The organism is Paludibacter sp. 221, assembly GCF_010501035.1.
Classification (GTDB): Bacteria; Bacteroidota; Bacteroidia; order Bacteroidales; family Paludibacteraceae; genus QVMH01.
The window spans coordinates 73265-93267 of record NZ_QVMH01000006.1; the positions used below are offsets into that span (position 1 = coordinate 73265).

The following is a 20003-nucleotide window of genomic DNA, read 5'->3' on the forward strand; positions in this document are numbered from 1 at the left end:
GCACCTACGGCTAGCTATTAACTACTAACTCCTAGCTTATTCAAACTCCACTACCGTTATTCCTGCACCCCCGAACTGTACATGCTCGTCGTGGAAATGCCGTACTCCATATACCGTACTTAGGTATTGCCTTATCATCTGTCGCAATGCCCCTGTTCCTGTGCCATGTAATATCCGTACACTGGCTATGCCTACCATGATAGCGTCGTCGATAAAATAAGTTACCGCTTGCAGGGCTTCGTCTCCACGCATTCCCCGCACATCAATTTCCGATTTGAATGTCAGTTTGCGTTTGCGTACATCCTCACTTACAGGCTGGCTTACCGATTCGTATTTACGCGTTTCTTTTTTAAGCTGGTTGTTGCTTACCTTTTCCAGCTTGTTCAGGCTAACCGTCGATTTTAACTGCCCGAAGGCAACTATCGCCTGTTTGCCTTGCAACTCCATGATAGTGCCCGTTGCTGTCTGTCCTTTCAGGCGTACATTGTCGCCCTCTTTCAACTCTTGCTTATCGTGGGCTTGCGGCTGACTTTTTGGGGCTTTCTGTTTTTTGTTTTTAAGTAATTTTTTCGGTATTACATTTGTTTCATCTTCTTGCAATACCTGTTCTTTGAATTGTTCCAATGTTTTTCTCGCGTTGCGGGTGCGTTCTTTTTCGGCATCGGCTTCTTTTATTTCGCGTATGGTGTTTTCTATTTTCGCGTTAGCTTCTGATAGCAGCGTATGTGCTTCCGATTTCGCTTTGGAGAGTATCTCTTTACGTTGCTTATTAACGTCGTTCAACTCGCTTTCGTATTTATCCAGAGTCTCTTGCAGGCGTTTTTCCTTCACCCGTATTTGTTGCCGCTTGTTTTCCCAATAGCGTTTGTCACGTACAATGTCCTGCAAGTGTTTGTCGTAGTCCATGTGTTCCGTGCCTACTTTTTCGGCGGCTTCTTGTATCAGGTCTTCGGGCAGTCCTATTTTCCGTGCAATCTCTACAGCAAAGGAACTTCCCGGCCTGCCTATTGCCAACTGAAAGAGGGGTTGAAGATGCTGACGGTCGTACAGCATAGCGCCGTTTACAATACCTTCGGCATCTTCGGCATAATGCTTCAGATTGGTATAATGCGTGGTTATTACCCCAAATGCTTTGTTCTGGTTGAAACGTTCGAGGCACGCTTCGGCTATAGCCCCTCCTATTTGCGGCTCGGTTCCGGTTCCAAATTCGTCAATTAAGAGTAATGTCTGTGCATTGCTGTTGCGGATGAAGAACTTCATGTTCAGCAAGTGAGAACTATATGTAGACAGGTCGTTCTCAATAGACTGTTCGTCGCCAATGTCGATAAAGATGCGCTCGAAAACTCCGGTAGAACTGCTGTCGTGAACAGGGATAAGCAGCCCGCATTGCAGCATATATTGCAAGAGCACAACTGTCTTGAGGCACACGGATTTACCTCCCGCATTTGGTCCCGAAATGAGCAAAATACGTTGTTGCCGGTTTAGCGTAATGTTAAGCGGAACTATTTCTTTTCCATGTTTTTTGAGCGATAGGAACAGGATAGGATGTACCGCTTTCACCCAGTCGAGCTGGCATGTGTCTTCTATGCGTGGTTTTATAGCATTAATCTCGATAGCAAACAAGGCTTTGGCTCTCAGGAAGTCGATTTCGGCAAGAAAATGCTGTGATGCAAAAATTTGTTCGGTATAGGGGCGTACAAAGTTGGTGAATTCTGTCAGGATACGGATAATTTCCCGCCGTTCTTCATTCTCAAGTTCGCGTATGCGGTTGTTTGCTTCCACCACTTGCTGAGGCTCTATGTAAACGGTTTTTCCCGTAGCCGATTCGTCGTGTACAATACCGCCTATTTTGCGCTTATACATGGGCGATACGGGAATCACAAGCCTGCCGTCGCGCATGGAGGGGGCTGTGTCTTTATCTACATATCCATCTGCCTGTGCCTGGCGCAGTATAGCGTTCAATGTTTTTGAAACACTGCTTTGTACGTGTATTATATCTTTGCGGATGCGTCCCAGTTCGGGCGAAGCATTGTCTTTTATCTTACCGAATTTATCTAATATCCGGTCTATTTGCTTTATGATATCCGAAAAGTTTTCGAGTCCGGTAATTAGCTCATGTAAAAAAGGATATGTTTCAACCTCGTGTCTTGAAATGAAGCTGACCAGACTACGTACAGCTTCCAGCGAGCGGCGCAGATTAAACACTTCGAGCTCGTCCAGAAACAAGCCTTCTATCCTGATGCGCATAAAAGCTTCGCGTATGTCGAAAAAATCACCTATAGGCAACTCTTCGCTATCGGTAGTGATAATACGCAACATTTCATCTGTTTGGCCTAATAGTTTTTGTATCTCGGCATAATCAGATGAAAACTGTATGGCATCCACCCGTTCTTCTCCCAAACTGTTGATACATTTGTTTTTCAGCAGTTGGCGGATGGTTGTGAAATCTATTTTTTGTTCTATATGTTCGGGGTAAAGCATTGTTGTTTTTGTTGCGATTCATCAGTCCGGCACATACTAAACGCCGTCCTGGTACAAAAGTAGTTATTTTCTGCCATAAATTTATTTCTGCTATGTCCGAACAAGAACAACTGCATCAAAATATGCAGATTTACTATTTCCTTTTTTCGTAGCCGTTGCTAACTATTCTGTCTCGTCTGCTGAGCGTAGGTGCTTCAACAAGGTTAATTTTTTGCTTCCTCTAAGTTTGCCATAATGAATTTTTGAATACCTAAAGTTAGCAATACTTTAGGAAATAGGAAAGGCCGAGCTTGGGAAAGTTCGGCCTTTGCGAATAAAATAAGGAGGGTATGTCCATTTTGACACACCCTGTTTTGTTATTCTTCGCTCAGAATATGGTTGGCGAAGTTATATGAGAGTGCTTTGTATCGGTGGGTCAGTATAATTGCCCGCCGGCGGAAATCTTCGTAATTTTTCATTTCGGTTGGCGTCCATCCTACTTCTGCCAGTGCTGCTATTCGTGGCAAAGCCATATATTGTACGTGTGGGAAGTCTTTTATGTATTCGCGCCAGATGTTTCCTTGTACTCCTATCACGTTGTTGGCTTCGGCGGGATTAAGCCCTTCGACCGGATTTAAGCTATATACTTTTTCTACGCTGACAAATCCTCCTATCGAGAGCGGTTCGTTTTCTCTGTCTTTAGATTGGTAATAGTCCAGATACGCATGGCTATTAGGAGACATAATAACTTTATTGCCAAGTTTGGCAGCTTCGATACCTCCTTTGGTGCCACGCCACGACATAATAGTGGCTGTTTGGGAAATTCCTCCTTCCAGTATTTCATCCCAACCTATAATCTTTCTTCCTTTAGAGTTTATGTATTTCTCCATTCGTTCTACGAAGTAGCTTTGTAGCTCATGTTCGTTTTTCAGGTTTTCTTCTTGTATTCGGTGCTGGCACTTCGGACACTCTTTCCAACGCTTTTTCGGACATTCGTCTCCCCCTACGTGGATGTATTCGGACGGGAATAATTCAATAACCTCGTCGAACACACCTTGCAGAAAAGTAAATGTGTCGTCATTTCCGGCGCAGAAAACATCGTTAAAAACGCCCCATCTGCCTTCAACCTTGTAAGGGCCTCCGGTGCATCCCAGCGACGGGTAAGAGGTCAGTGCAGCCGAAGCATGTCCGGGTAGTTCTATTTCGGGAATAACTGTTATGTAGTTTTCGGCTGCGTACTGAACAATTTCTTTTACATCTTCCTGAGTGAAATAGCCCCCATAAGGAGTGCCGTCGTATTCGCTTGTTTTTTTTATTAGTGTTTCGGCACGCATACTGCCTACCCTTGTCAGTTCGGGATAGCTTTTTATTTCGATACGCCAGCCTTGGTCGTCGGTCAAATGCCAATGAAAACGGTTGAACTTATGGAGCGCGAGCATATCGATGAAGGTTTTTATATCTTCTTTGGAGCTAATATGGCGTACAACATCGAGCATAGCACCCCTGTACGGATAAAGCGGCTTGTCTTTTATCGAGATGTTTTGGATTTCGATATTTGCCAGATGTTCGCCGTTTTCTACATTTAGTGGCATCAACTGCCGTAGTGATTGGAATGCATAGAATACACCTTGTGAGCTTCCGGCTGTTATATTGATGGTTTTTTTGGTTACGTCGAGGTAGTATTCTTCTTTTTCCAATGAAGGATTGACGGAAATATTGACTGCATTTTTTCTGTTTGTGCCTTGTTTTACACTTAATGGGTTGCCAAATGTGTTTGTCATTAGTTTGTTAAAGAAATTGCAGGCATAATGCAGGTCGTCTTCTCCATTTACTATGTTAATAACGGTTTTGGGAGATAACGTGAAATACCCCTTTGCTATTTCGGCCTCTACAGGGCGGGGAATGATGGTGATTTCCGTTGAAGTTGCGTAAGAATCAAAAAACATGAAACACGCAGCCAGAATGATTAATAATCGGATGTTTTTCATAATAGATTTGAATTTAAAATATGATTGTCAACAAAAATAGTGAAAAATACTTGAAGTGCCGTCTCTGCAATTAAAGTTGCCATTAGGTTTCGTTTTATAAATAGTGATTTGCTAACAACAACAAATACATATTTCATAAACAAAAGGGTTTTAATCTAAAAAAATATTATATCTTTGCGCTGAAAAAGCGTTCATGATATTTTTATGATAAATCGGGTATTATTACGGATTAAGGTTATACAAATCTTATATTCTCATTACAAAGGTAGTGGTAAGTCATTACCATCAGCTGAAAAAGAGTTGTTTTATAGTTTAGAAAAAACTTACGATTTATATTTTCATCTGTTGCAATTGTCTCTTGAACTTACGAGATATGCTTCAGATAAGATTGATGCCCGTAAAAATAAATTGCGTCCTACCGAAGAAGATTTAAACCCTAATACTCGTTTTGTTGAAAATAAGTTTATTGCTCAATTATCTGAGAATGAACAGTTGAATGAGTATCTGACAAAACGCAAACTCTCGTGGGTTAACTATCCGGAATTGGTGAAAAACTTGTATGAACAGATTGTAAAGTCTGATTTTTATCTGGACTATATGAGTGCTCCTACCACCGACTATGCTGCCGATAAAGATTTGTGGCGGAAGATATATAAGAAGATTCTGCTTCAGGACGAAGAGCTTGATGAATCGTTGGAAGAGCAAAGCATATTTTGGGTAGATGATGTTGAAATCGTTATCAGCTTTGTAATAAAGACGATTAAGAAGTTTGAGAAAGAAAATGGAGCAGAACAAGAACTGCTTCCTATGTTCAGGGATGAGGAAGACAGTGAGTTTGGAAAAAAATTGCTGGGAATGACCATTCAGAATGAGACTGAATATCAGAATGTCATTAATGAGCATACCCGTAACTGGGATTTAGACCGGATTGCATTCATGGATATTCTGATAATGCAAACTGCACTAGCCGAACTATTTAATTTTCCGACAATTCCTGTTAATGTAACATTGAATGAGTATATTGAAATCTCGAAAAATTACAGCACTGAAAAAAGTGGTACTTTTATCAATGGGGTGCTTGATAATATCGTGAATGAGTTGAAGGCTGAAAATAAACTGGTAAAAGTAGTGATGTTTTCAAAATAAGCTGATGTCGGGCTTGAAACTCAACTCGAAAGTGTGTGTATTATAAATCAGAAGAGTATTATATATTTATATAAATCATTAAAAACAATAAAAGTATGAATTTACTAAGCATTTTACTGCAAGCTACAGCCGAAGGAGCAGAGGAAGCTGCTCAAGGAGGACTTTCATCGTATTCGGGTCTGATAATGATGTTGTTGATTTTTGTAGTTTTTTATTTCTTCATGATTCGCCCACAGTCGAAACGTCAGAAAGAAATAAAAAAACAACGCGATGCAATGAAGCCGGGTGACAAAGTAGTGACCTCGGGGGGAATTTACGGAAAAATAAAAGATGTAAAAGACAATGCAGTTGTAATAGAAATTGCAGAAAATGTGAGAATTAAAGTTGACAAAAACTCAGTTTTTGTTACAGCTGAAGATATCCAAACCGAAGCGAAATAATATAAAAACGTAGGTATGTCAGAAAACAGAGGCATACAGGTGCTTAAGGATATATTACGATGGTTTAAGGCATTTCTTTTTTCAAAAGATGCCTTAAGCTTTTTATTTTTTCTGTTGTTATCAGCCGGGTTCTGGTTTGTAAATGCAGTGAACAAAGACCGTGATGCCAATATTACGGTTCCGCTTCGTTATAGCGGATTGCCTCAAGGATTGACCATATCCAACCACCCTCCTGAGGAAATAAAAATAGGAGTAAGAGACGAAGGCCTCAATCTGTTCTCTTATTCGAGAAAAAAATTACAGCCATTAAATATAGATTTATCACAGGCGGACACGACAAAGAGCAGCGGGATAATGAAAATTTCCTCTGAAAAGTTGGTGTCCCGTTTTTCAGGTTATCTCCAGCCTACCACCACCATAACTAATTTCCCGTCGGATACTATTTTTGTGCAATATGAGAAGCAGGATGCTGTGGTTTTACCTGTGAGGCTGAATGCAGATATTGAACTTGCACAACAATATATACTTAGCGACAGTATTCAGGTAACACCCGGTTATATTACGGCGTATGGCACAAAAGAAGTGCTTGCCAAGTTGAAAGAAGTGCAAACTGAGCCTCTTGACCTAAAGCAGTTGAAAGATTCCGTTTTACGTTCGTGCAGGTTGCTGCCTGTTGAGTTTGTCAGTTTTTCAGTGAACGAAGTTACGGTAAAAATAAACGTAGAAATGTTTACTGAAAAAAAAGTGGAAATACCTGTGAAAATCATAAATGCTCCGGAAGATATTCAGATAAAATCTTTTCCTGCTTTAGTAAATGTTACGTATAATATAGGTCTGAGCCATTATAATACGGTTTATGATGACGTAGAAGTGATTCTTGATTATAATGACATAAAACGTAATAATCAAGGCAAGCAAAAAATAAAGATAAAAAACAACTCCTCTAAGATATTTAATATCAGGGTAATGCCTGACGAGGTTGAATTTATATTGAAAGAGGATATTGATTAATTAACATGATTTTAGCTTACGTCTGCCTGCAAGGTGTTTTCAGTGAGCTAATTACAAAAACTATGGTGATGAAAGAAATTCAAATGGTTGACTTACAGAGTCAATATGAAAAAATAAAAAATCAGGTAAATGCAGGTATTCAGGAAGTGATTGATTCTGCCGCTTTTATTAAAGGTGGAAAAGTGATTGATTTCCAAAAAGATTTGGAAAAATACTTAGATGTAAAGCACGTTATTCCGGTAGGTAATGGTACCGATGCGCTTCAGATTGCTCTGATGGCTTTAGGTTTGAAACCCGGCGACGAAGTTATCACTCCTACCTTTACATTTATAGCTACGGCTGAGGTGGTTGCTCTGCTGGGGTTGACCCCTGTTGTTGTCGACGTAGATTATGATACATTCAATATCTCTATCGAGTCGGTAAAAAAGGCCATAACTCCACGCACTAAAGCTATTGTTCCTGTACACCTTTTTGGGCAAAATGCAGATATGGAAGCCCTGCTTGCTTTAGCAAAGGAGCATAACTTATATGTTATCGAAGATGCCTGTCAGTCGATAGGTTCTGTTTATACGTTTTCTGATGGCCGCAAAGTTCAATCCGGTTGTATGGGCGACATTGGTTGTACCTCATTTTTCCCTTCTAAAAACCTGGGATGTTTCGGTGACGGAGGTGCTATTTTTACCAACAATGATGAGTTAGCCACAAAAATACGGGCTATTGCAAATCATGGTATGACTGTACGTTATTATCATGATGTAGTAGGTGTCAATTCCCGCCTTGATAGTATACAGGCTGCTGTATTACAGGTGAAATTGCAATACTTGGATGATTATATCGCCGCACGCCAGAAAGCTGCCGACTATTATGATAAGGCTTTTGGTAATAATGAAAAATTAACTATACCTGCCCGTGCCGAAAAATCTTCCCATGTTTTTCATCAGTACACTTTAAAATTGAATGGAGTAGACCGTGCAGCCTTACAAAAATCTCTGAGCGAAAAAGGGATTCCGGCAATGGTATATTATCCGGTTCCTTTGCATTTGCAAAAGGCTTATCAGGATTCGCGTTATAAAGCAGGAGATTTTCCGGTTGCCGAAAAACTATCGGCTTGTGTACTTTCGCTGCCAATGCACACCGAACTTTCAGATGAGCAGTTGGAGTACATCACAAAATCGGTATTAGAATCAGTAAGATAGTTGCAGTTTTTTTAAAGGTAGAGAAAATATGAAAGATTATTTTGCACATGAAACAGCCGTTGTTGACGAGAATGTTTCGATAGGAAATGGGACTAAGATTTGGCATTTCTCGCATATTATGTCAGGATGTGTAATAGGAGATGCTTGTAATATAGGGCAAAATGTGGTCGTATCGCCTGGCGTTGTACTGGGGCGTAATGTAAAAATACAAAATAATGTATCCGTTTACACCGGAGTGGTTTGTGAAGACGATGTGTTTTTAGGTCCCTCTATGGTTTTTACTAATGTAATAAACCCGCGGAGCCACGTTAACAGGAAAAGTGAATATGCGCAAACCTTAGTACGAAAAGGCGCAAGCATAGGAGCAAATGCTACTGTGGTGTGTGGAAACGAAATAGGGGAGTATGCCTTAATTGGCGCAGGTGCTGTAATCACAAAACCGGTAAAAGCCTATGCATTGGTTGTAGGAAATCCGGCACGCCAAATCGGTTGGGTAAGCGAATATGGACATCGTTTGAATTTTGATGAAAGCGGAAAGGCTGTTTGTCCCGAAACAGGCGATGAATATAGTCTTGAAAATGGAGAGGTAACCAAAATTATTAATTAAACATATATAGAGATGATAAAATTTGCTGTGATAGGACAGGGACATATCGGAAAGCGGCATGCCGAGATGATACGTCGTAATAAAGATTCGAAACTGGTAGCTGTATGCGATATTTTGCCTAAAGAAGAATTAGGACTTGAAAATATTGAAGAGGCATTTTTTTCTAATATAGATGACCTTTTGGCTGCCGATTTGGATATTGATGTTGTTAATATTTGTACTCCCAATGGTTTTCATGCCGAATATGCTAAAAAAGCATTGAATGCAAAAAAACATGTGGTATTGGAGAAACCTATTGCGCTGACTAAACGCGATGCGGAGAAAATTGTATTTAAATCGTTAGAGGTTTCGAGACACGTGTTCTGTGTTATGCAAAATCGTTATTCACCCCCTTCGGTATGGTTGAAAGAGATAATGGACAACCGTACGCTGGGCGATATATACATGGTGAAGCTGGATTGCTATTGGAATCGCGATAACCGTTACTATAAAAAAGGAAATTGGCATGGTGATGCAAAATTAGATGGAGGAACTTTGTTTACCCAGTTTTCGCACTTTATTGATATAATGTATTGGCTTTTTGGCGATATCAAGAATATTCAAGGAAACTTTGCCGACTTTAACCACCAGGACTTAACTGATTTTGAAGATAGCGGCGTTGTTACTTTCGATTTTATTAATGGAGGAATGGGAAGCCTGAATTATTCAACCTCGGTTTGGGATACCAACCTCGAAAGCAGTATCACTATAATTGGAGCTAAAGGTACGATAAAGGTAGCAGGGCAATATATGAATGAAGTTGCTTATTGTCATGTGAAAGATTACGAAATGCCTGAACTGGCACCTTCTAATCCGCCTAACGACTATGGTGCATACAAAGGTTCGGCTCAAAACCATCATTATGTGATTGAAAACGTAGTGGAAAAACTATTGGATAAGGGCACGATAACAACCAATGTGCTTGAGGGGCTGAAAGTGATTGATATGATTGAGCGCATTTACGAAGTGCGTGATAAACAGTGGAAGAAAAAGAAATAAGAAATATCGGAAACTAATACTTAGATTATTAATAGAAGATGATACAACGAATACAGACAGTTTATTTTTTGGTGATTGCAATATTATCATGCTTCACTTTCTTTGTGCCGGTAGCTAATTTGTATGATGCGTCGAATACGTTTTTTTATACGCTTAATTATCAGGGGTTGAAGTTAGTTGAAGGAGGTGAAACTATTATTCTGAACAATATGAATACATGGGGATTGAAGATTATATCGGCATTAATTCCTGTCCTTGCACTTGTTATTATATTTATGTATAAGAAGCGTATATTGCAGATTCGCCTTTCTTTTATCAATATGATATTGATGTTGGGTTATTATGCAATTTTATTTATTTGTATAATACAGAGTGGTAAACAGTTGGACGCAGAATGGAGCCTGAATATACCTGCGGCATTTCCGCTTGTTTGCGTCATCTTAAACTGGCTGGCTATACGTGCTATAGGGAAAGACGAAGCACTGGTGAAGTCGTTGAATCGGTTAAGGTAAAACTTATAAAAACAAAGGGGCTTCCCCCTGATAGAGATAATCAAATCGCCCTCGTTACAACAGTTGTAGCGGGGGTAATTTTTTGGCTCATCCGTAAAAAACTTGTTTCGTTTCTGTTGCGTTAAAAAAGTAAAAACAGCAAAATAATTGTTTTATCTTGCTGTTTTTTTAATGTTTTATAAATACTAGTGCGCAGGATGAGACTCGAACTCACACGCCGTTGCCGGCACTACCCCCTCAAAGTAGCGTGTATACCAATTTCACCACCTGCGCAATATGTAAAAGTGAGAAAGTACCCAAAACAGGACTCGAACCTGCACAGCCTTGCGGCCACTAGTCCCTGAAACTAGCGTGTCTACCAATTCCACCATTTGGGCGAATAGTGTACTGAATTTTTTCAGATTAAAAAAGCGAAACGCGCTTGTTTCGCCTTGTTTTTTTGCTGAGCGAAAGACGGGATTCGAACCCGCGACCCTAACCTTGGCAAGGTTATGCTCTACCAACTGAGCTACTTTCGCAATAAATGTGTCAAAAACTGCAATTTTTCGGAATTGCTCGGCAAAGATAGTCTCTTTTTTGTTATTCTGCAAAATATTTTTTCAAAAATCTTAGTAAAACATTTATTTATAAAATGGGCATTTGTTGTATTTTTGCATGTTCAAAATTTCGGGGAATGATGTACAATGCAAAGAGAAAAGACAGAGTATAAGATAATCAACGACATACAAAGCCGCTTTAACAAAGCTATCCGCGACTATGGGCTGATTGATGATGGCGACCATCTACTTGTAGGCCTTTCGGGAGGCAAGGATTCTCTTGCTTTGACCGAATTGCTGGGTGAACGGATGAAAGTCTTTTCTCCTAAATTTAAGGTGTCGGCAGTGCATGTTTCGGTAGAGAACATCCCTTATAAATCGGATTTGGATTTTTTGAGGTCGTATTCCGAAGGGTTTAATATACCCTTTGTGCATCGTGTTACGAGGTATGACGAGAGTACTGATACACGGAAATCAAATTGTTTTTTGTGCTCGTGGAATCGCCGCAAAGTGTTGTTTGATACTGCTAAGGAATTGGGTTGCAATAAGATTGTCTTGGGGCATCATCTGGATGATATGGTGGAAACGCTGTTGCTGAATATGTTTTTTCAGGGGGCGATGGGTACGATGCCTCCCAAGTTGAAGATGACAAAGTTCGACATGACTATCATACGGCCTATGGCTTTGATTCCTGAAAGTGGGGTAAGCGAGCTTGCAAGAATACGGAATTACCCGAAGCAAATAAAAAACTGTCCGTTCGAGAAGGAATCGTCACGTACAAAAATAAAAGAATTGATTAAACAGGTAGAACAATGGCATCCGTCGGTACGGCAAAGCATTGCCGCCGCTATGGAGAATATACAAACCGAATACCTTCCTCTGAAAATAAATAAGTAATAATATCGTTTTATGAAAGCATTACTGACTATAGGACTTTTAATCATATCCAACGTTTTTATGACCTTTGCGTGGTATGGGCATTTGAAGTTAAAGGAGTTTAAATGGTTTGAATCCCTACCGTTAATACTGATAATTCTTATGAGCTGGGGGATAGCGTTTTTCGAATATGTGTTTCAGGTTCCGGCCAACCGTATCGGATTTCGTGAAAACGGTGGCCCTTTCACCCTTTTGCAGTTGAAAGTTATTCAGGAGGTTATTACCTTAGTGGTGTTTACTATTTTCTCGCTTACTGTTTTTAAGACCGAAACCTTTAAATGGAATCATCTGGTGGGTTTTGTGTTTTTAGTGTTGGCGGTTTATTTTATTTTCAAAAAATAGATTTTATAATCCTTGATTACATAAAATTTAGCATAAGGGTTGAATAAATAAATCCGGTTTTGAAAAATCAAAACCGGATTTATATTTATGACAAAAGATAGTGTTATTTATACATTTTTTCCTGAATAGCTTTGATGTCTTCAGATGTCAGGTAGTCGTCGTAGTCCATTTGTTTGTCGATAATTCCGTTCGGAGTAAGCTCTATAATACGGTTACAAACTGTTTGGATAAACTCACGGTCGTGCGATGCCATCAGGATATTTCCTTTGAAGTTTATCAAAGTATTGTTGAATGCCTGAATTGATTCCAAATCGAGGTGGTTTGTAGGCGAATCAAGTATCATCAAGTTGGCATTTTCAAGCATCATGCGTGCTATCATGCAGCGCATTTTTTCGCCCCCTGACAGTATGTTCGATTTTTTGTACACTTCTTCGCCTGAGAATAACATCTTGCCTAAGTAGCTGCGGAGATTGGATTCGAGCGTGTCATTCGTATATTGTGCCAGCCAATCCAGCAGATTCAGATTGTTGTCGAAAAAAGCTGAGTTATCAAGTGGCAGGTAAGCGGTGGTAATGGTTTGCCCCCAGTTGAAACTACCTTTGAAATTTGTGTCTTTTCCATTAATAATCTCGAAAAATGCAGTCATAGCACGTGGGTCGCGCGAAACAAAGACAACTTTGTCATTTTTTTCCACATTGAAATTCACATCGTTGAAAAGTACTGTGCCATCTTCGGCAGTTTTGCTTAAGCCTGATATTTCCAGTACCATATTTCCCGGCTCGCGCTCAGGGGTAAAAATGATTCCCGGATAACGGCGGGTAGATGGCTGAATTTCATCTACGTTCAGTTTGTCCAGCATCTTACGGCGGCTGGTTGCCTGTTTGGATTTAGCTACGTTGGCACTGAAACGACGGATAAACTCTTCCAGTTCTTTCCGTTTTTCTTCGGCTTTCTTATTTTGGTTTTGCTGTTGACGCAGGGCTAACTGGCTCGACTCGTACCAAAAGGTATAGTTGCCTGCAAATTGCTTGATTTTTCCATAGTCGATGTCTACGGTGTTGGTACTTACGGCATCGAGGAAATGGCGGTCGTGCGAAACAACCAAAACTGTATTCTCATAATTTGCCAGGTAGTTTTCAAGCCACATCACGGTTTCCAGGTCGAGGTCGTTGGTTGGCTCGTCAAGCAACAGATTGTCTGGGTTGCCAAAGAGCGCCCGTGCCAATAGTATTTTTACTTTCTCGTTTCCGCTAAGTTCTTTCATTAACTGGTAGTGCAGGGCTTCTTTTATTCCCAGTCCGCTCAGCAGTGCGGCAGCATCGCTTTCAGCATTCCAACCGTTCATTTCGGCAAATTTTTCTTCCAGTTCCGATGCACGTATGCCGTCGGCATCCGAAAAATCTTCTTTCAGGTAGATAGCGTCTTTTTCTTCTTTTACTTTCCACAGTTCTTCGTATCCCATCATTACCGTGTCGATAACGGTTAGTTCGTCAAATTCAAAGTGGTCTTGTTTCAGTACCGAGAGGCGTTCGCCGGGACCTATTTGGATACTTCCCCGTGTCGGGTCAAGTTCTCCACTTAGTATGCGGATAAGGGTTGATTTTCCGGCTCCGTTGGCCCCAATGATTCCATAACAGTTTCCGGCTGTAAATTTCATGTTCACATCGGAAAACAAAACACGTTTACCAAACTGAATGGCTAAGTTAGAAAGTGTAATCATAATAACGCTAATCCCCCTGCAAGGGATTTCTTTTATTTTGTAATTTAAATTCGTATTAACAAGGAAAGAATAGAACTGGTTCCGCTTTTTTGGAAGAACCTATTCTATTCTTTATTGGGTCAGAAACTGTACGCTTCTTAATTTTTCTTCAAGAGAGAGATTGAAGCTATATCGCTTATTCTATAATCCCTAATTCTCTTGCTGCTTTTGTTATTTTTTCTACCGATTCGTCTATCTGTTCGAATGTGTGCGTTGCCATCAGCGAGTAACGAATCAGGGTGTCTTCGGACGGAACGGCAGGCGCAACAACCGGATTTACAAACACTCCATCGTCCATAAGCATACGTGTCAGCTTGAATGTTTTGATGTTATCTCTTACATATAGCGGAATGATTGGGGTTTCGGTTGGCCCTATTTCGAATCCTGCTTTAATGAATCCTTCTTTAGCACGTTTGGTATTAGCCCATAGTGCGTCTTTTCTCCATGTCTCTTCTTCCATCACATCTAATGCAGCCAGTACGCACCCTGTGGATGCGGGAGTGATAGATGCGCTGAAAATAAGAGTTCTGGAATTGTGTTTCAGGAAGTTAATGATGTTTTTGTCGGCAGCAATAAAGCCTCCGATAGTTCCCAGCGATTTGCTGAAAGTCCCCATAATGAGGTCTACATCGCTTGTCAGGCCAAAGTGCTCACATACTCCTGCTCCTGTTTTTCCAAACACGCCAAGCGAGTGGGCTTCGTCTACCATAACCGAGGCATTGTATTTTTTTGAAAGTTCTATTATTTCAGGCAATTTTGTAACATCGCCCTCCATGCTGAACACTCCATCTACAACGATTAGTTTAACACGTTCCGGCTCGCAGCGTTTCAGTACTTTTTCCAGCGACTCCATATCGTTGTGGCGGAATTTCAGTTGCTTCGAGAAGGAAAGGCGTTTGCCTTCGATGATGGAAGCGTGATCCAGCTCGTCGAAAATCAGATAATCTTCGCGTCCGGTAAGGCATGGCACTACGCCCGAATTTGCAGTAAAGCCTGTGGCATATACCAATGCTTCATCCTTGCCTACCAACTTTGCCAGTTTCTCTTCCAATTGAATGTGGATGTCTAAAGTCCCGTTTAAGAAACGTGATCCGGCACAACCGGTTCCATATTTTTCTATGGCTTTTATAGCTCCTTCTTTTAGCCGTGGATGGTTAGTCAATCCAAGATAGCTGTTTGAACCAAACATCAGTACTGGTTTTCCATTAATGGTAACTACTGTATCCTGATCCGATTCGATAGGACGGAAATAAGGATACACGCCCATTTCTTTTGTTTTCTGGGGGGTATCGTAACGTCCTAATATATCGCTTAATAGACTCATTGTTTTTTTGTTTAAAAATAAATGGCTGCAAAGATAAGTATTTTTTGTTAATTGATAATGGTTTTATAGTTTACTGTCAAAATAGATGTGTTCATGTCAGGTTCTTTCTTGTTTAATACTGGCATTTAAGGCTTGTTAGCAATTTGTAGTTGATAACTGAAAATATGCAAGAAAATTTGTTTTCCTGATTAAATTATTTTATTTTCGTTGCATAATAGGAGTAAGTTTATGATAGATGAATTTTTGGAATATTTACAGTACGAAAAAAATTACTCACCCCATACTGTCTTGTCATACAGAAATGATTTGCTCCAGTTTTGCGAGTTCCTGAAAGCGCCTGATGGAAAGATTGTACCCCAAAAAGTTACCGCTACAGATATTCAGCAATGGGTATTGTCATTAATGGAGAGTGAAACTTCGGCACGTACGCTATCCCGAAAATTATCGACCCTGAAGTCTTTTTGGCGTTTCCTGCTATATTATGGTCATGTTGATAAAAATCCTACAACAAAAATAATTCTTCCGAAAACAAAAAAGCCCCTTCCGGCGTTTTTTAAACAGAAGGAAATGGAAAGTGTGTTGGATGATACGTTTCTGCCTGACGACTTTGAGAGGGTACGCGACCATCTTATTATCAAAATGTTTTATATGACCGGAATACGCCTTTCGGAGCTTATTAATATTAAGGATAAAGACGTGGATGTGGATGCCGGAAAACTAAAGGTGTTGGGTAAACGCAATAAGGAACGTATTATTCCGCTGTCGTTGGATTTTTGTAAAGAGATAGAAAATTATATCCGGATACGGAACGAAAGCATAGAGTTGCTTGATGATAATTTATTCCTTCGTAAAAATGGTAAAAAATTATATCCGAAACTTGTATATAATATGGTACACAATATGATGTCGGATTTTAGTAGCTTGCAAAAGCGCAGTCCACACGTGTTGCGTCATAGCTTTGCTACATCGATGTTGAATAATGGTGCAGATATTAATGCGGTGAAAGAGCTTTTGGGGCATAGCAGTTTGGCAGCCACGCAGGTTTACACGCATACAAGTTTCGAGGAGTTATACAATATATACAAACAGGCCCATCCCCGGGCTAAATAAAAAAAGGAGGTTTTTATGAAACTAAGGATTCAATCCATCAATTTTGATGCAACATCGCAGCTTGAAGCGTACATTAACAAAAAGGTATCGAAGCTTGAGAAATTTTTTGAAGAAGTGGAGGCTGTTGATGTGTATTTGAAAGTAGTGAAGCCCGAAACGGTAGCTAATAAGGAGGTAGGAGTTAAAATACTGATTCCTAATGATGAGTTTTTTGCATCTAAAACATGTGATTCGTTCGAAGAAGCTACAGACTTAGCCGTTGAAGCATTGGAGAAGCAAATACGTAAACACAAGGAAAAACTAACCAAAAAATAAAATATTGTAGAAATAATTTTGTAGTAAAAATAATTTTCGTACATTTGCAAGCCGTTTGGATAACCCTATTCCGAACGGCTTTTTAAACGTGAAAAGTTTAAGAATAACGCCTCTTTAGCTCAGTTGGCCAGAGCACGTGATTTGTAATCTCGGGGTCGTTGGTTCGAATCCGACAAGAGGCTCAGGAAAAAAGAGTTCTTTTAAATGTTTTTATTGGGCAGTTACCAGAGTGGACAAATGGGGCTGACTGTAACTCAGCTGGCTACGCCTTCGGTGGTTCGAATCCATCACTGCCCACNTTGCGGAAGTAGCTCAGTTGATAGAGCATTAGCCTTCCAAGCTGAGGGTCGCGGGTTTGAGCCCCGTCTTCCGCTCTTTTGCTGTTGTAGCTCAGGGGTAGAGCACTTCCTTGGTAAGGAAGAGGTCGCGGGTTCAAATCCCATCAACAGCTCTTACTTACAGTAAACGAGTTGGCAGGTAAAAAAGTTGACAAGTTGAAGTAAAAAGTTTGAGATTTGAAATCTGTGATGTGTTCAGGCTGAATTTGTGTAGTGTGTGACATGATTTTCTGAATTTCAAATTTTCAGACGCAAATACAAAGCTTTTATATACATTAAATTACTAATTTTTTAAAAAATAATCTTTGAGTTATGGCAAAAGAAAAATTTGACAGGTCGAAACCCCACGTAAACGTTGGTACAATCGGCCACGTTGACCATGGTAAGACTACTTTGACCGCTGCAATTACTACGGTTCTTGCGAAAAGAGGTCTTTCGGAATTGCGTTCATTCGATTCAATTGATAACGCTCCTGAAGAAAAAGAGCGTGGTATTACTATTAATACTTCACACGTAGAATATCAAACAGCTAACCGTCACTATGCACACGTAGACTGTCCGGGTCACGCCGACTACGTAAAGAACATGGTAACTGGTGCTGCTCAGATGGACGGTGCTATCATCGTAGTAGCTGCTACTGATGGTCCTATGCCTCAAACACGTGAGCACATCCTGTTGGCTCGTCAGGTAAACGTACCTCGTATCGTTGTTTTCATGAACAAATGTGACATGGTTGACGATGCTGAAATGTTGGAATTGGTTGAAATGGAAATGCGTGAATTGCTTTCATTCTACGATTTCGACGGCGACAACACTCCTGTAATCCGTGGCTCGGCTCTTGGAGCATTGAACGGTGTTACTGAGTGGGAAGACAAAGTAATGGAATTGATGGATGCTGTTGACAACTGGATTGAATTGCCAGAACGTGCAGTAGACAAACCATTCTTGATGCCGGTTGAAGACGTGTTCTCTATCACAGGTCGTGGTACAGTAGCTACAGGTCGTATCGAAACAGGTATCATCCACACTGGCGACGAAGTTCAAATCATCGGTTTAGGAGCAGAAGCTAAAAAATCAGTTGTTACAGGAGTTGAAATGTTCCGTAAAATTCTTGACGAAGGTCAAGCTGGTGACAATGTAGGTCTGTTGCTTCGTGGTATCGACAAAGACGAAATCAAACGCGGTATGGTTATCACTCACCCGGGTAAAGTAACTCCTCACTCTAAATTCAAGGCAGCTGTGTATATCTTGAAGAAAGAAGAAGGTGGACGTCACACTCCATTCCACAATAAATATCGTCCTCAGTTCTACATCCGTACATTGGACGTAACTGGTGAAATCACACTTCCGGAAGGAACTGAAATGGTAATGCCAGGTGACAACTTGGAAATCACGGTTACTCTTATCTATCCGGTAGCTTGTAACGTAGGTCTTCGTTTCGCTATCCGTGAAGGTGGACGTACAGTAGGTTCTGGTCAGATTACAGAATTGTTAGACTAAGAAAATAGTAAACGAGTAGTAAGTAAACGAGTAAACGCCTTGTTTACTTGTTTACTTCTCCACTCGTAAACTAAAATACACGGGCGTAGCTCAGTTGGTAGAGCACTGGTCTCCAAAACCAGGTGTCGGGAGTTCGAGCCTCTCTGCCCGTGCAAATATTTTTTAATATGAAAATAATTAACTATTTCAAAGAGTCTTACACAGAACTTGTTCATAAGGTTTCTTGGCCTTCAAGGTCTGAATTGATGAATAGTGCTGCTATAGTTTTGATAGCTTCCATCATACTAGCACTAATCATTTGGCTTATGGACTTAGGTTTTGAGTCTATTATGACGTTTATCTACAACGCGCTGGGAAAGCTTTTTTAATTATTTAAAATTAGGAGGTCAATAAAGTGTCCGAAACAAATTTCAAATGGTACGTTCTGCGTGCTATTAGTGGAAAAGAAAGTAAGGTAAAGGAATATGTAGATGCCGAACGTCAGAATACTGATTTGGGGCAATATGTAAACCAAGTTTTGATCCCTACCGAAAAAGTTTACCAGATTCGTAACGGCAAAAAAATTACGAAAGAACGTAGTTGTATGCCGGGGTATGTCTTAGTAGAAGCCAACCTGGTTGGCGAAGTTCAACATCGTTTACGTAACACTCCGAATGTACTTGGGTTTTTAGGTGAAAAAAACAATGTACCTACCCCTATACGTCCGTCCGAAGTAAACCGAATATTGGGTACTATGGACGAGATGCAGGAAATAGGCGAAGAAATGCTTACTCCTTACTTTGTAGGTGAGAATGTAAAAGTAGTTTTTGGCCCATTTTCCGGCTTTAGCGGTGTGATTGAGGAGGTGAACGAAGAGAAGAAAAAGCTCAAAGTTATGGTTATGATATTCGGACGGAAATCTCCGCTCGAATTATCTTTCACTCAAGTAGAAAAGGAATAATTCTGTTCTTGTTACAAACAGATTATATCATTCCTGTTTAAAATTCAAATTTTAAAAATTATGGCTAAAGAGATTGCTGGACTTATTAAATTACAGATTAAAGGAGGTGCGGCAAACCCATCTCCACCGGTAGGACCTGCATTGGGTTCTAAAGGGATCAATATTATGGAGTTTTGCAAACAATTTAATGCCAGAACCCAAGACAAGGCAGGTAAAGTATTGCCTGTTGTCATCACTTATTATTCAGACAAATCATTCGACTTTATTGTAAAAACTCCACCGGTAGCTATCCAGTTGATGGAAGTTTCCAAATTGAAAAGTGGATCTGCTGAGCCTAACCGTAAAAAGGTGGCCGAAGTTACTTGGGAACAGGTAAAACAAATAGCAGAAGACAAAATGGCCGATTTGAATTGCTTTGAAATAAGCTCAGCCATGAGAATGGTTGCAGGTACGGCACGAAGCATGGGTATAACTGTAAAGGGTGATTTCCCTAATAATAACTAAT

The 20003-nt window shown here is 40.3% G+C and carries 19 protein-coding genes and 8 tRNA genes; 20 read left to right on the plus strand and 7 right to left on the minus strand.

Features of this window, described 5'->3' with window-relative positions; genetic code table 11:
- Nucleotides 1–36: 36 nt before the first annotated feature.
- The gene (locus D0T49_RS02650; RefSeq protein ID WP_163629043.1) at nucleotides 37–2481 is read right to left on the minus strand and encodes an endonuclease MutS2; all 2445 of its coding nucleotides are present in this window, start codon (nucleotides 2479–2481) and stop codon (nucleotides 37–39) included.
- 356 nt (nucleotides 2482–2837) lie between these two features.
- Nucleotides 2838–4448 carry a beta-N-acetylhexosaminidase gene (locus D0T49_RS02655; RefSeq protein ID WP_239056991.1) on the minus strand — a complete coding sequence of 537 codons (1611 nt, stop codon included), beginning with the start codon at nucleotides 4446–4448 and terminating at the stop codon, nucleotides 2838–2840.
- 204 nt (nucleotides 4449–4652) lie between these two features.
- Between D0T49_RS02655 and nusB the strand changes: the two genes are divergently transcribed.
- The 7 genes from nusB (at nucleotide 4653) to D0T49_RS02690 (ending at nucleotide 10398) form a co-directional block, all read left to right on the plus strand.
- Nucleotides 4653–5594: a transcription antitermination factor NusB gene (gene nusB / locus D0T49_RS02660; protein ID WP_163629044.1), complete on the plus strand. Its 942-nt coding sequence runs from the start codon at nucleotides 4653–4655 to the stop codon at nucleotides 5592–5594.
- Nucleotides 5595–5689: 95 nt separating this feature from the next.
- Nucleotides 5690–6034, plus strand: a complete 345-nt coding sequence (gene yajC, locus D0T49_RS02665; protein WP_163629045.1) for a preprotein translocase subunit YajC — start codon at nucleotides 5690–5692, stop codon at nucleotides 6032–6034.
- A gap of 15 nt (nucleotides 6035–6049) precedes the next feature.
- Nucleotides 6050–7045 (plus strand): CdaR family protein, encoded by a 996-nt coding sequence (locus tag D0T49_RS02670; RefSeq protein ID WP_163629046.1) that lies wholly within the window; start codon nucleotides 6050–6052, stop codon nucleotides 7043–7045.
- A gap of 62 nt (nucleotides 7046–7107) precedes the next feature.
- A complete protein-coding gene (locus D0T49_RS02675; protein ID WP_203583409.1) occupies nucleotides 7108–8241 on the plus strand; it encodes a DegT/DnrJ/EryC1/StrS aminotransferase family protein in 1134 nt (377 codons plus the stop codon).
- A gap of 28 nt (nucleotides 8242–8269) precedes the next feature.
- Nucleotides 8270–8848, plus strand: coding sequence for an acyltransferase (locus tag D0T49_RS02680; protein ID WP_163629048.1), 579 nt, complete (start codon nucleotides 8270–8272; stop codon nucleotides 8846–8848).
- Nucleotides 8849–8860: 12 nt separating this feature from the next.
- Entirely contained in the window at nucleotides 8861–9886 is a 1026-nt protein-coding gene (locus D0T49_RS02685) for a Gfo/Idh/MocA family protein (protein ID WP_163629049.1), read from the plus strand.
- 38 nt (nucleotides 9887–9924) lie between these two features.
- Nucleotides 9925–10398: a DUF4293 domain-containing protein gene (locus D0T49_RS02690; protein WP_163629050.1), complete on the plus strand. Its 474-nt coding sequence runs from the start codon at nucleotides 9925–9927 to the stop codon at nucleotides 10396–10398.
- Nucleotides 10399–10587: 189 nt separating this feature from the next.
- Here the strand turns inward: D0T49_RS02690 and D0T49_RS02695 are convergent.
- The 3 genes from D0T49_RS02695 to D0T49_RS02705 form a co-directional block, all read right to left on the minus strand.
- A tRNA-Leu gene (locus D0T49_RS02695) sits at nucleotides 10588–10671 on the minus strand.
- A gap of 20 nt (nucleotides 10672–10691) precedes the next feature.
- Nucleotides 10692–10775: transfer RNA gene (locus D0T49_RS02700), tRNA-Leu, on the minus strand.
- A 68-nt stretch (nucleotides 10776–10843) separates the two neighbouring features.
- Nucleotides 10844–10916: transfer RNA gene (locus D0T49_RS02705), tRNA-Gly, on the minus strand.
- A gap of 165 nt (nucleotides 10917–11081) precedes the next feature.
- Between D0T49_RS02705 and D0T49_RS02710 the strand changes: the two genes are divergently transcribed.
- Nucleotides 11082–11831 carry an ATP-binding protein gene (locus tag D0T49_RS02710; RefSeq protein ID WP_163629051.1) on the plus strand — a complete coding sequence of 250 codons (750 nt, stop codon included), beginning with the start codon at nucleotides 11082–11084 and terminating at the stop codon, nucleotides 11829–11831.
- Between the two features lie 12 nt (nucleotides 11832–11843).
- Entirely contained in the window at nucleotides 11844–12212 is a 369-nt protein-coding gene (locus D0T49_RS02715; protein ID WP_163629052.1) for a DMT family protein, read from the plus strand.
- A gap of 103 nt (nucleotides 12213–12315) precedes the next feature.
- On the opposite strand, the gene D0T49_RS02720 is transcribed toward D0T49_RS02715, so the two are convergent.
- On the minus strand, nucleotides 12316–13932 hold the full coding sequence (locus tag D0T49_RS02720) for an ABC-F family ATP-binding cassette domain-containing protein (protein ID WP_163629053.1): 1617 nt from the start codon (nucleotides 13930–13932) through the stop codon (nucleotides 12316–12318).
- Between the two features lie 175 nt (nucleotides 13933–14107).
- Entirely contained in the window at nucleotides 14108–15295 is a 1188-nt protein-coding gene (locus D0T49_RS02725; RefSeq protein WP_163629054.1) for a pyridoxal phosphate-dependent aminotransferase family protein, read from the minus strand.
- Nucleotides 15296–15523: 228 nt separating this feature from the next.
- On the opposite strand from D0T49_RS02725, the gene D0T49_RS02730 reads away from it, so the two are divergent.
- The 11 genes from D0T49_RS02730 (at nucleotide 15524) to rplK (ending at nucleotide 20002) form a co-directional block, all read left to right on the plus strand.
- On the plus strand, nucleotides 15524–16405 hold the full coding sequence (locus D0T49_RS02730) for a tyrosine-type recombinase/integrase (RefSeq protein WP_163629055.1): 882 nt from the start codon (nucleotides 15524–15526) through the stop codon (nucleotides 16403–16405).
- Nucleotides 16406–16420: 15 nt separating this feature from the next.
- Nucleotides 16421–16720, plus strand: coding sequence for a ribosome hibernation-promoting factor, HPF/YfiA family (gene hpf, locus D0T49_RS02735; RefSeq protein ID WP_163629056.1), 300 nt, complete (start codon nucleotides 16421–16423; stop codon nucleotides 16718–16720).
- A 108-nt stretch (nucleotides 16721–16828) separates the two neighbouring features.
- A tRNA-Thr gene (locus D0T49_RS02740) sits at nucleotides 16829–16902 on the plus strand.
- A 33-nt stretch (nucleotides 16903–16935) separates the two neighbouring features.
- Nucleotides 16936–17017, plus strand: a tRNA-Tyr gene (locus D0T49_RS02745).
- Nucleotides 17018–17021: 4 nt separating this feature from the next.
- Nucleotides 17022–17094, plus strand: a tRNA-Gly gene (locus D0T49_RS02750).
- 5 nt (nucleotides 17095–17099) lie between these two features.
- Nucleotides 17100–17171, plus strand: a tRNA-Thr gene (locus D0T49_RS02755).
- A 199-nt stretch (nucleotides 17172–17370) separates the two neighbouring features.
- The gene (tuf, locus tag D0T49_RS02760; RefSeq protein ID WP_163629057.1) at nucleotides 17371–18558 is read left to right on the plus strand and encodes an elongation factor Tu; all 1188 of its coding nucleotides are present in this window, start codon (nucleotides 17371–17373) and stop codon (nucleotides 18556–18558) included.
- Between the two features lie 79 nt (nucleotides 18559–18637).
- Nucleotides 18638–18710: transfer RNA gene (locus D0T49_RS02765), tRNA-Trp, on the plus strand.
- Between the two features lie 15 nt (nucleotides 18711–18725).
- On the plus strand, nucleotides 18726–18926 hold the full coding sequence (secE, locus tag D0T49_RS02770) for a preprotein translocase subunit SecE (RefSeq protein WP_163629058.1): 201 nt from the start codon (nucleotides 18726–18728) through the stop codon (nucleotides 18924–18926).
- A 26-nt stretch (nucleotides 18927–18952) separates the two neighbouring features.
- Entirely contained in the window at nucleotides 18953–19498 is a 546-nt protein-coding gene (gene nusG / locus D0T49_RS02775; protein WP_163629059.1) for a transcription termination/antitermination protein NusG, read from the plus strand.
- A 60-nt stretch (nucleotides 19499–19558) separates the two neighbouring features.
- Nucleotides 19559–20002, plus strand: coding sequence for a 50S ribosomal protein L11 (gene rplK, locus D0T49_RS02780; protein WP_163629060.1), 444 nt, complete (start codon nucleotides 19559–19561; stop codon nucleotides 20000–20002).
- The last annotated feature ends 1 nt before the right edge of the window (nucleotide 20003 follow it).

Coding starts and splice junctions, on each gene's coding strand:
- D0T49_RS02650 (WP_163629043.1), bottom strand. CDS start 2,481: ATGCTTTACCCCGAACATATAGAACAAAAAATAGATTTCACAACCATC.
- D0T49_RS02655 (WP_239056991.1), bottom strand. CDS start 4,448: ATGAAAAACATCCGATTATTAATCATTCTGGCTGCGTGTTTCATGTTT.
- nusB (WP_163629044.1), top strand. CDS start 4,653: ATGATAAATCGGGTATTATTACGGATTAAGGTTATACAAATCTTATAT.
- yajC (WP_163629045.1), top strand. CDS start 5,690: ATGAATTTACTAAGCATTTTACTGCAAGCTACAGCCGAAGGAGCAGAG.
- D0T49_RS02670 (WP_163629046.1), top strand. CDS start 6,050: ATGTCAGAAAACAGAGGCATACAGGTGCTTAAGGATATATTACGATGG.
- D0T49_RS02675 (WP_203583409.1), top strand. CDS start 7,108: ATGGTGATGAAAGAAATTCAAATGGTTGACTTACAGAGTCAATATGAA.
- D0T49_RS02680 (WP_163629048.1), top strand. CDS start 8,270: ATGAAAGATTATTTTGCACATGAAACAGCCGTTGTTGACGAGAATGTT.
- D0T49_RS02685 (WP_163629049.1), top strand. CDS start 8,861: ATGATAAAATTTGCTGTGATAGGACAGGGACATATCGGAAAGCGGCAT.
- D0T49_RS02690 (WP_163629050.1), top strand. CDS start 9,925: ATGATACAACGAATACAGACAGTTTATTTTTTGGTGATTGCAATATTA.
- D0T49_RS02710 (WP_163629051.1), top strand. CDS start 11,082: ATGCAAAGAGAAAAGACAGAGTATAAGATAATCAACGACATACAAAGC.
- D0T49_RS02715 (WP_163629052.1), top strand. CDS start 11,844: ATGAAAGCATTACTGACTATAGGACTTTTAATCATATCCAACGTTTTT.
- D0T49_RS02720 (WP_163629053.1), bottom strand. CDS start 13,932: ATGATTACACTTTCTAACTTAGCCATTCAGTTTGGTAAACGTGTTTTG.
- D0T49_RS02725 (WP_163629054.1), bottom strand. CDS start 15,295: ATGAGTCTATTAAGCGATATATTAGGACGTTACGATACCCCCCAGAAA.
- D0T49_RS02730 (WP_163629055.1), top strand. CDS start 15,524: ATGATAGATGAATTTTTGGAATATTTACAGTACGAAAAAAATTACTCA.
- hpf (WP_163629056.1), top strand. CDS start 16,421: ATGAAACTAAGGATTCAATCCATCAATTTTGATGCAACATCGCAGCTT.
- tuf (WP_163629057.1), top strand. CDS start 17,371: ATGGCAAAAGAAAAATTTGACAGGTCGAAACCCCACGTAAACGTTGGT.
- secE (WP_163629058.1), top strand. CDS start 18,726: ATGAAAATAATTAACTATTTCAAAGAGTCTTACACAGAACTTGTTCAT.
- rplK (WP_163629060.1), top strand. CDS start 19,559: ATGGCTAAAGAGATTGCTGGACTTATTAAATTACAGATTAAAGGAGGT.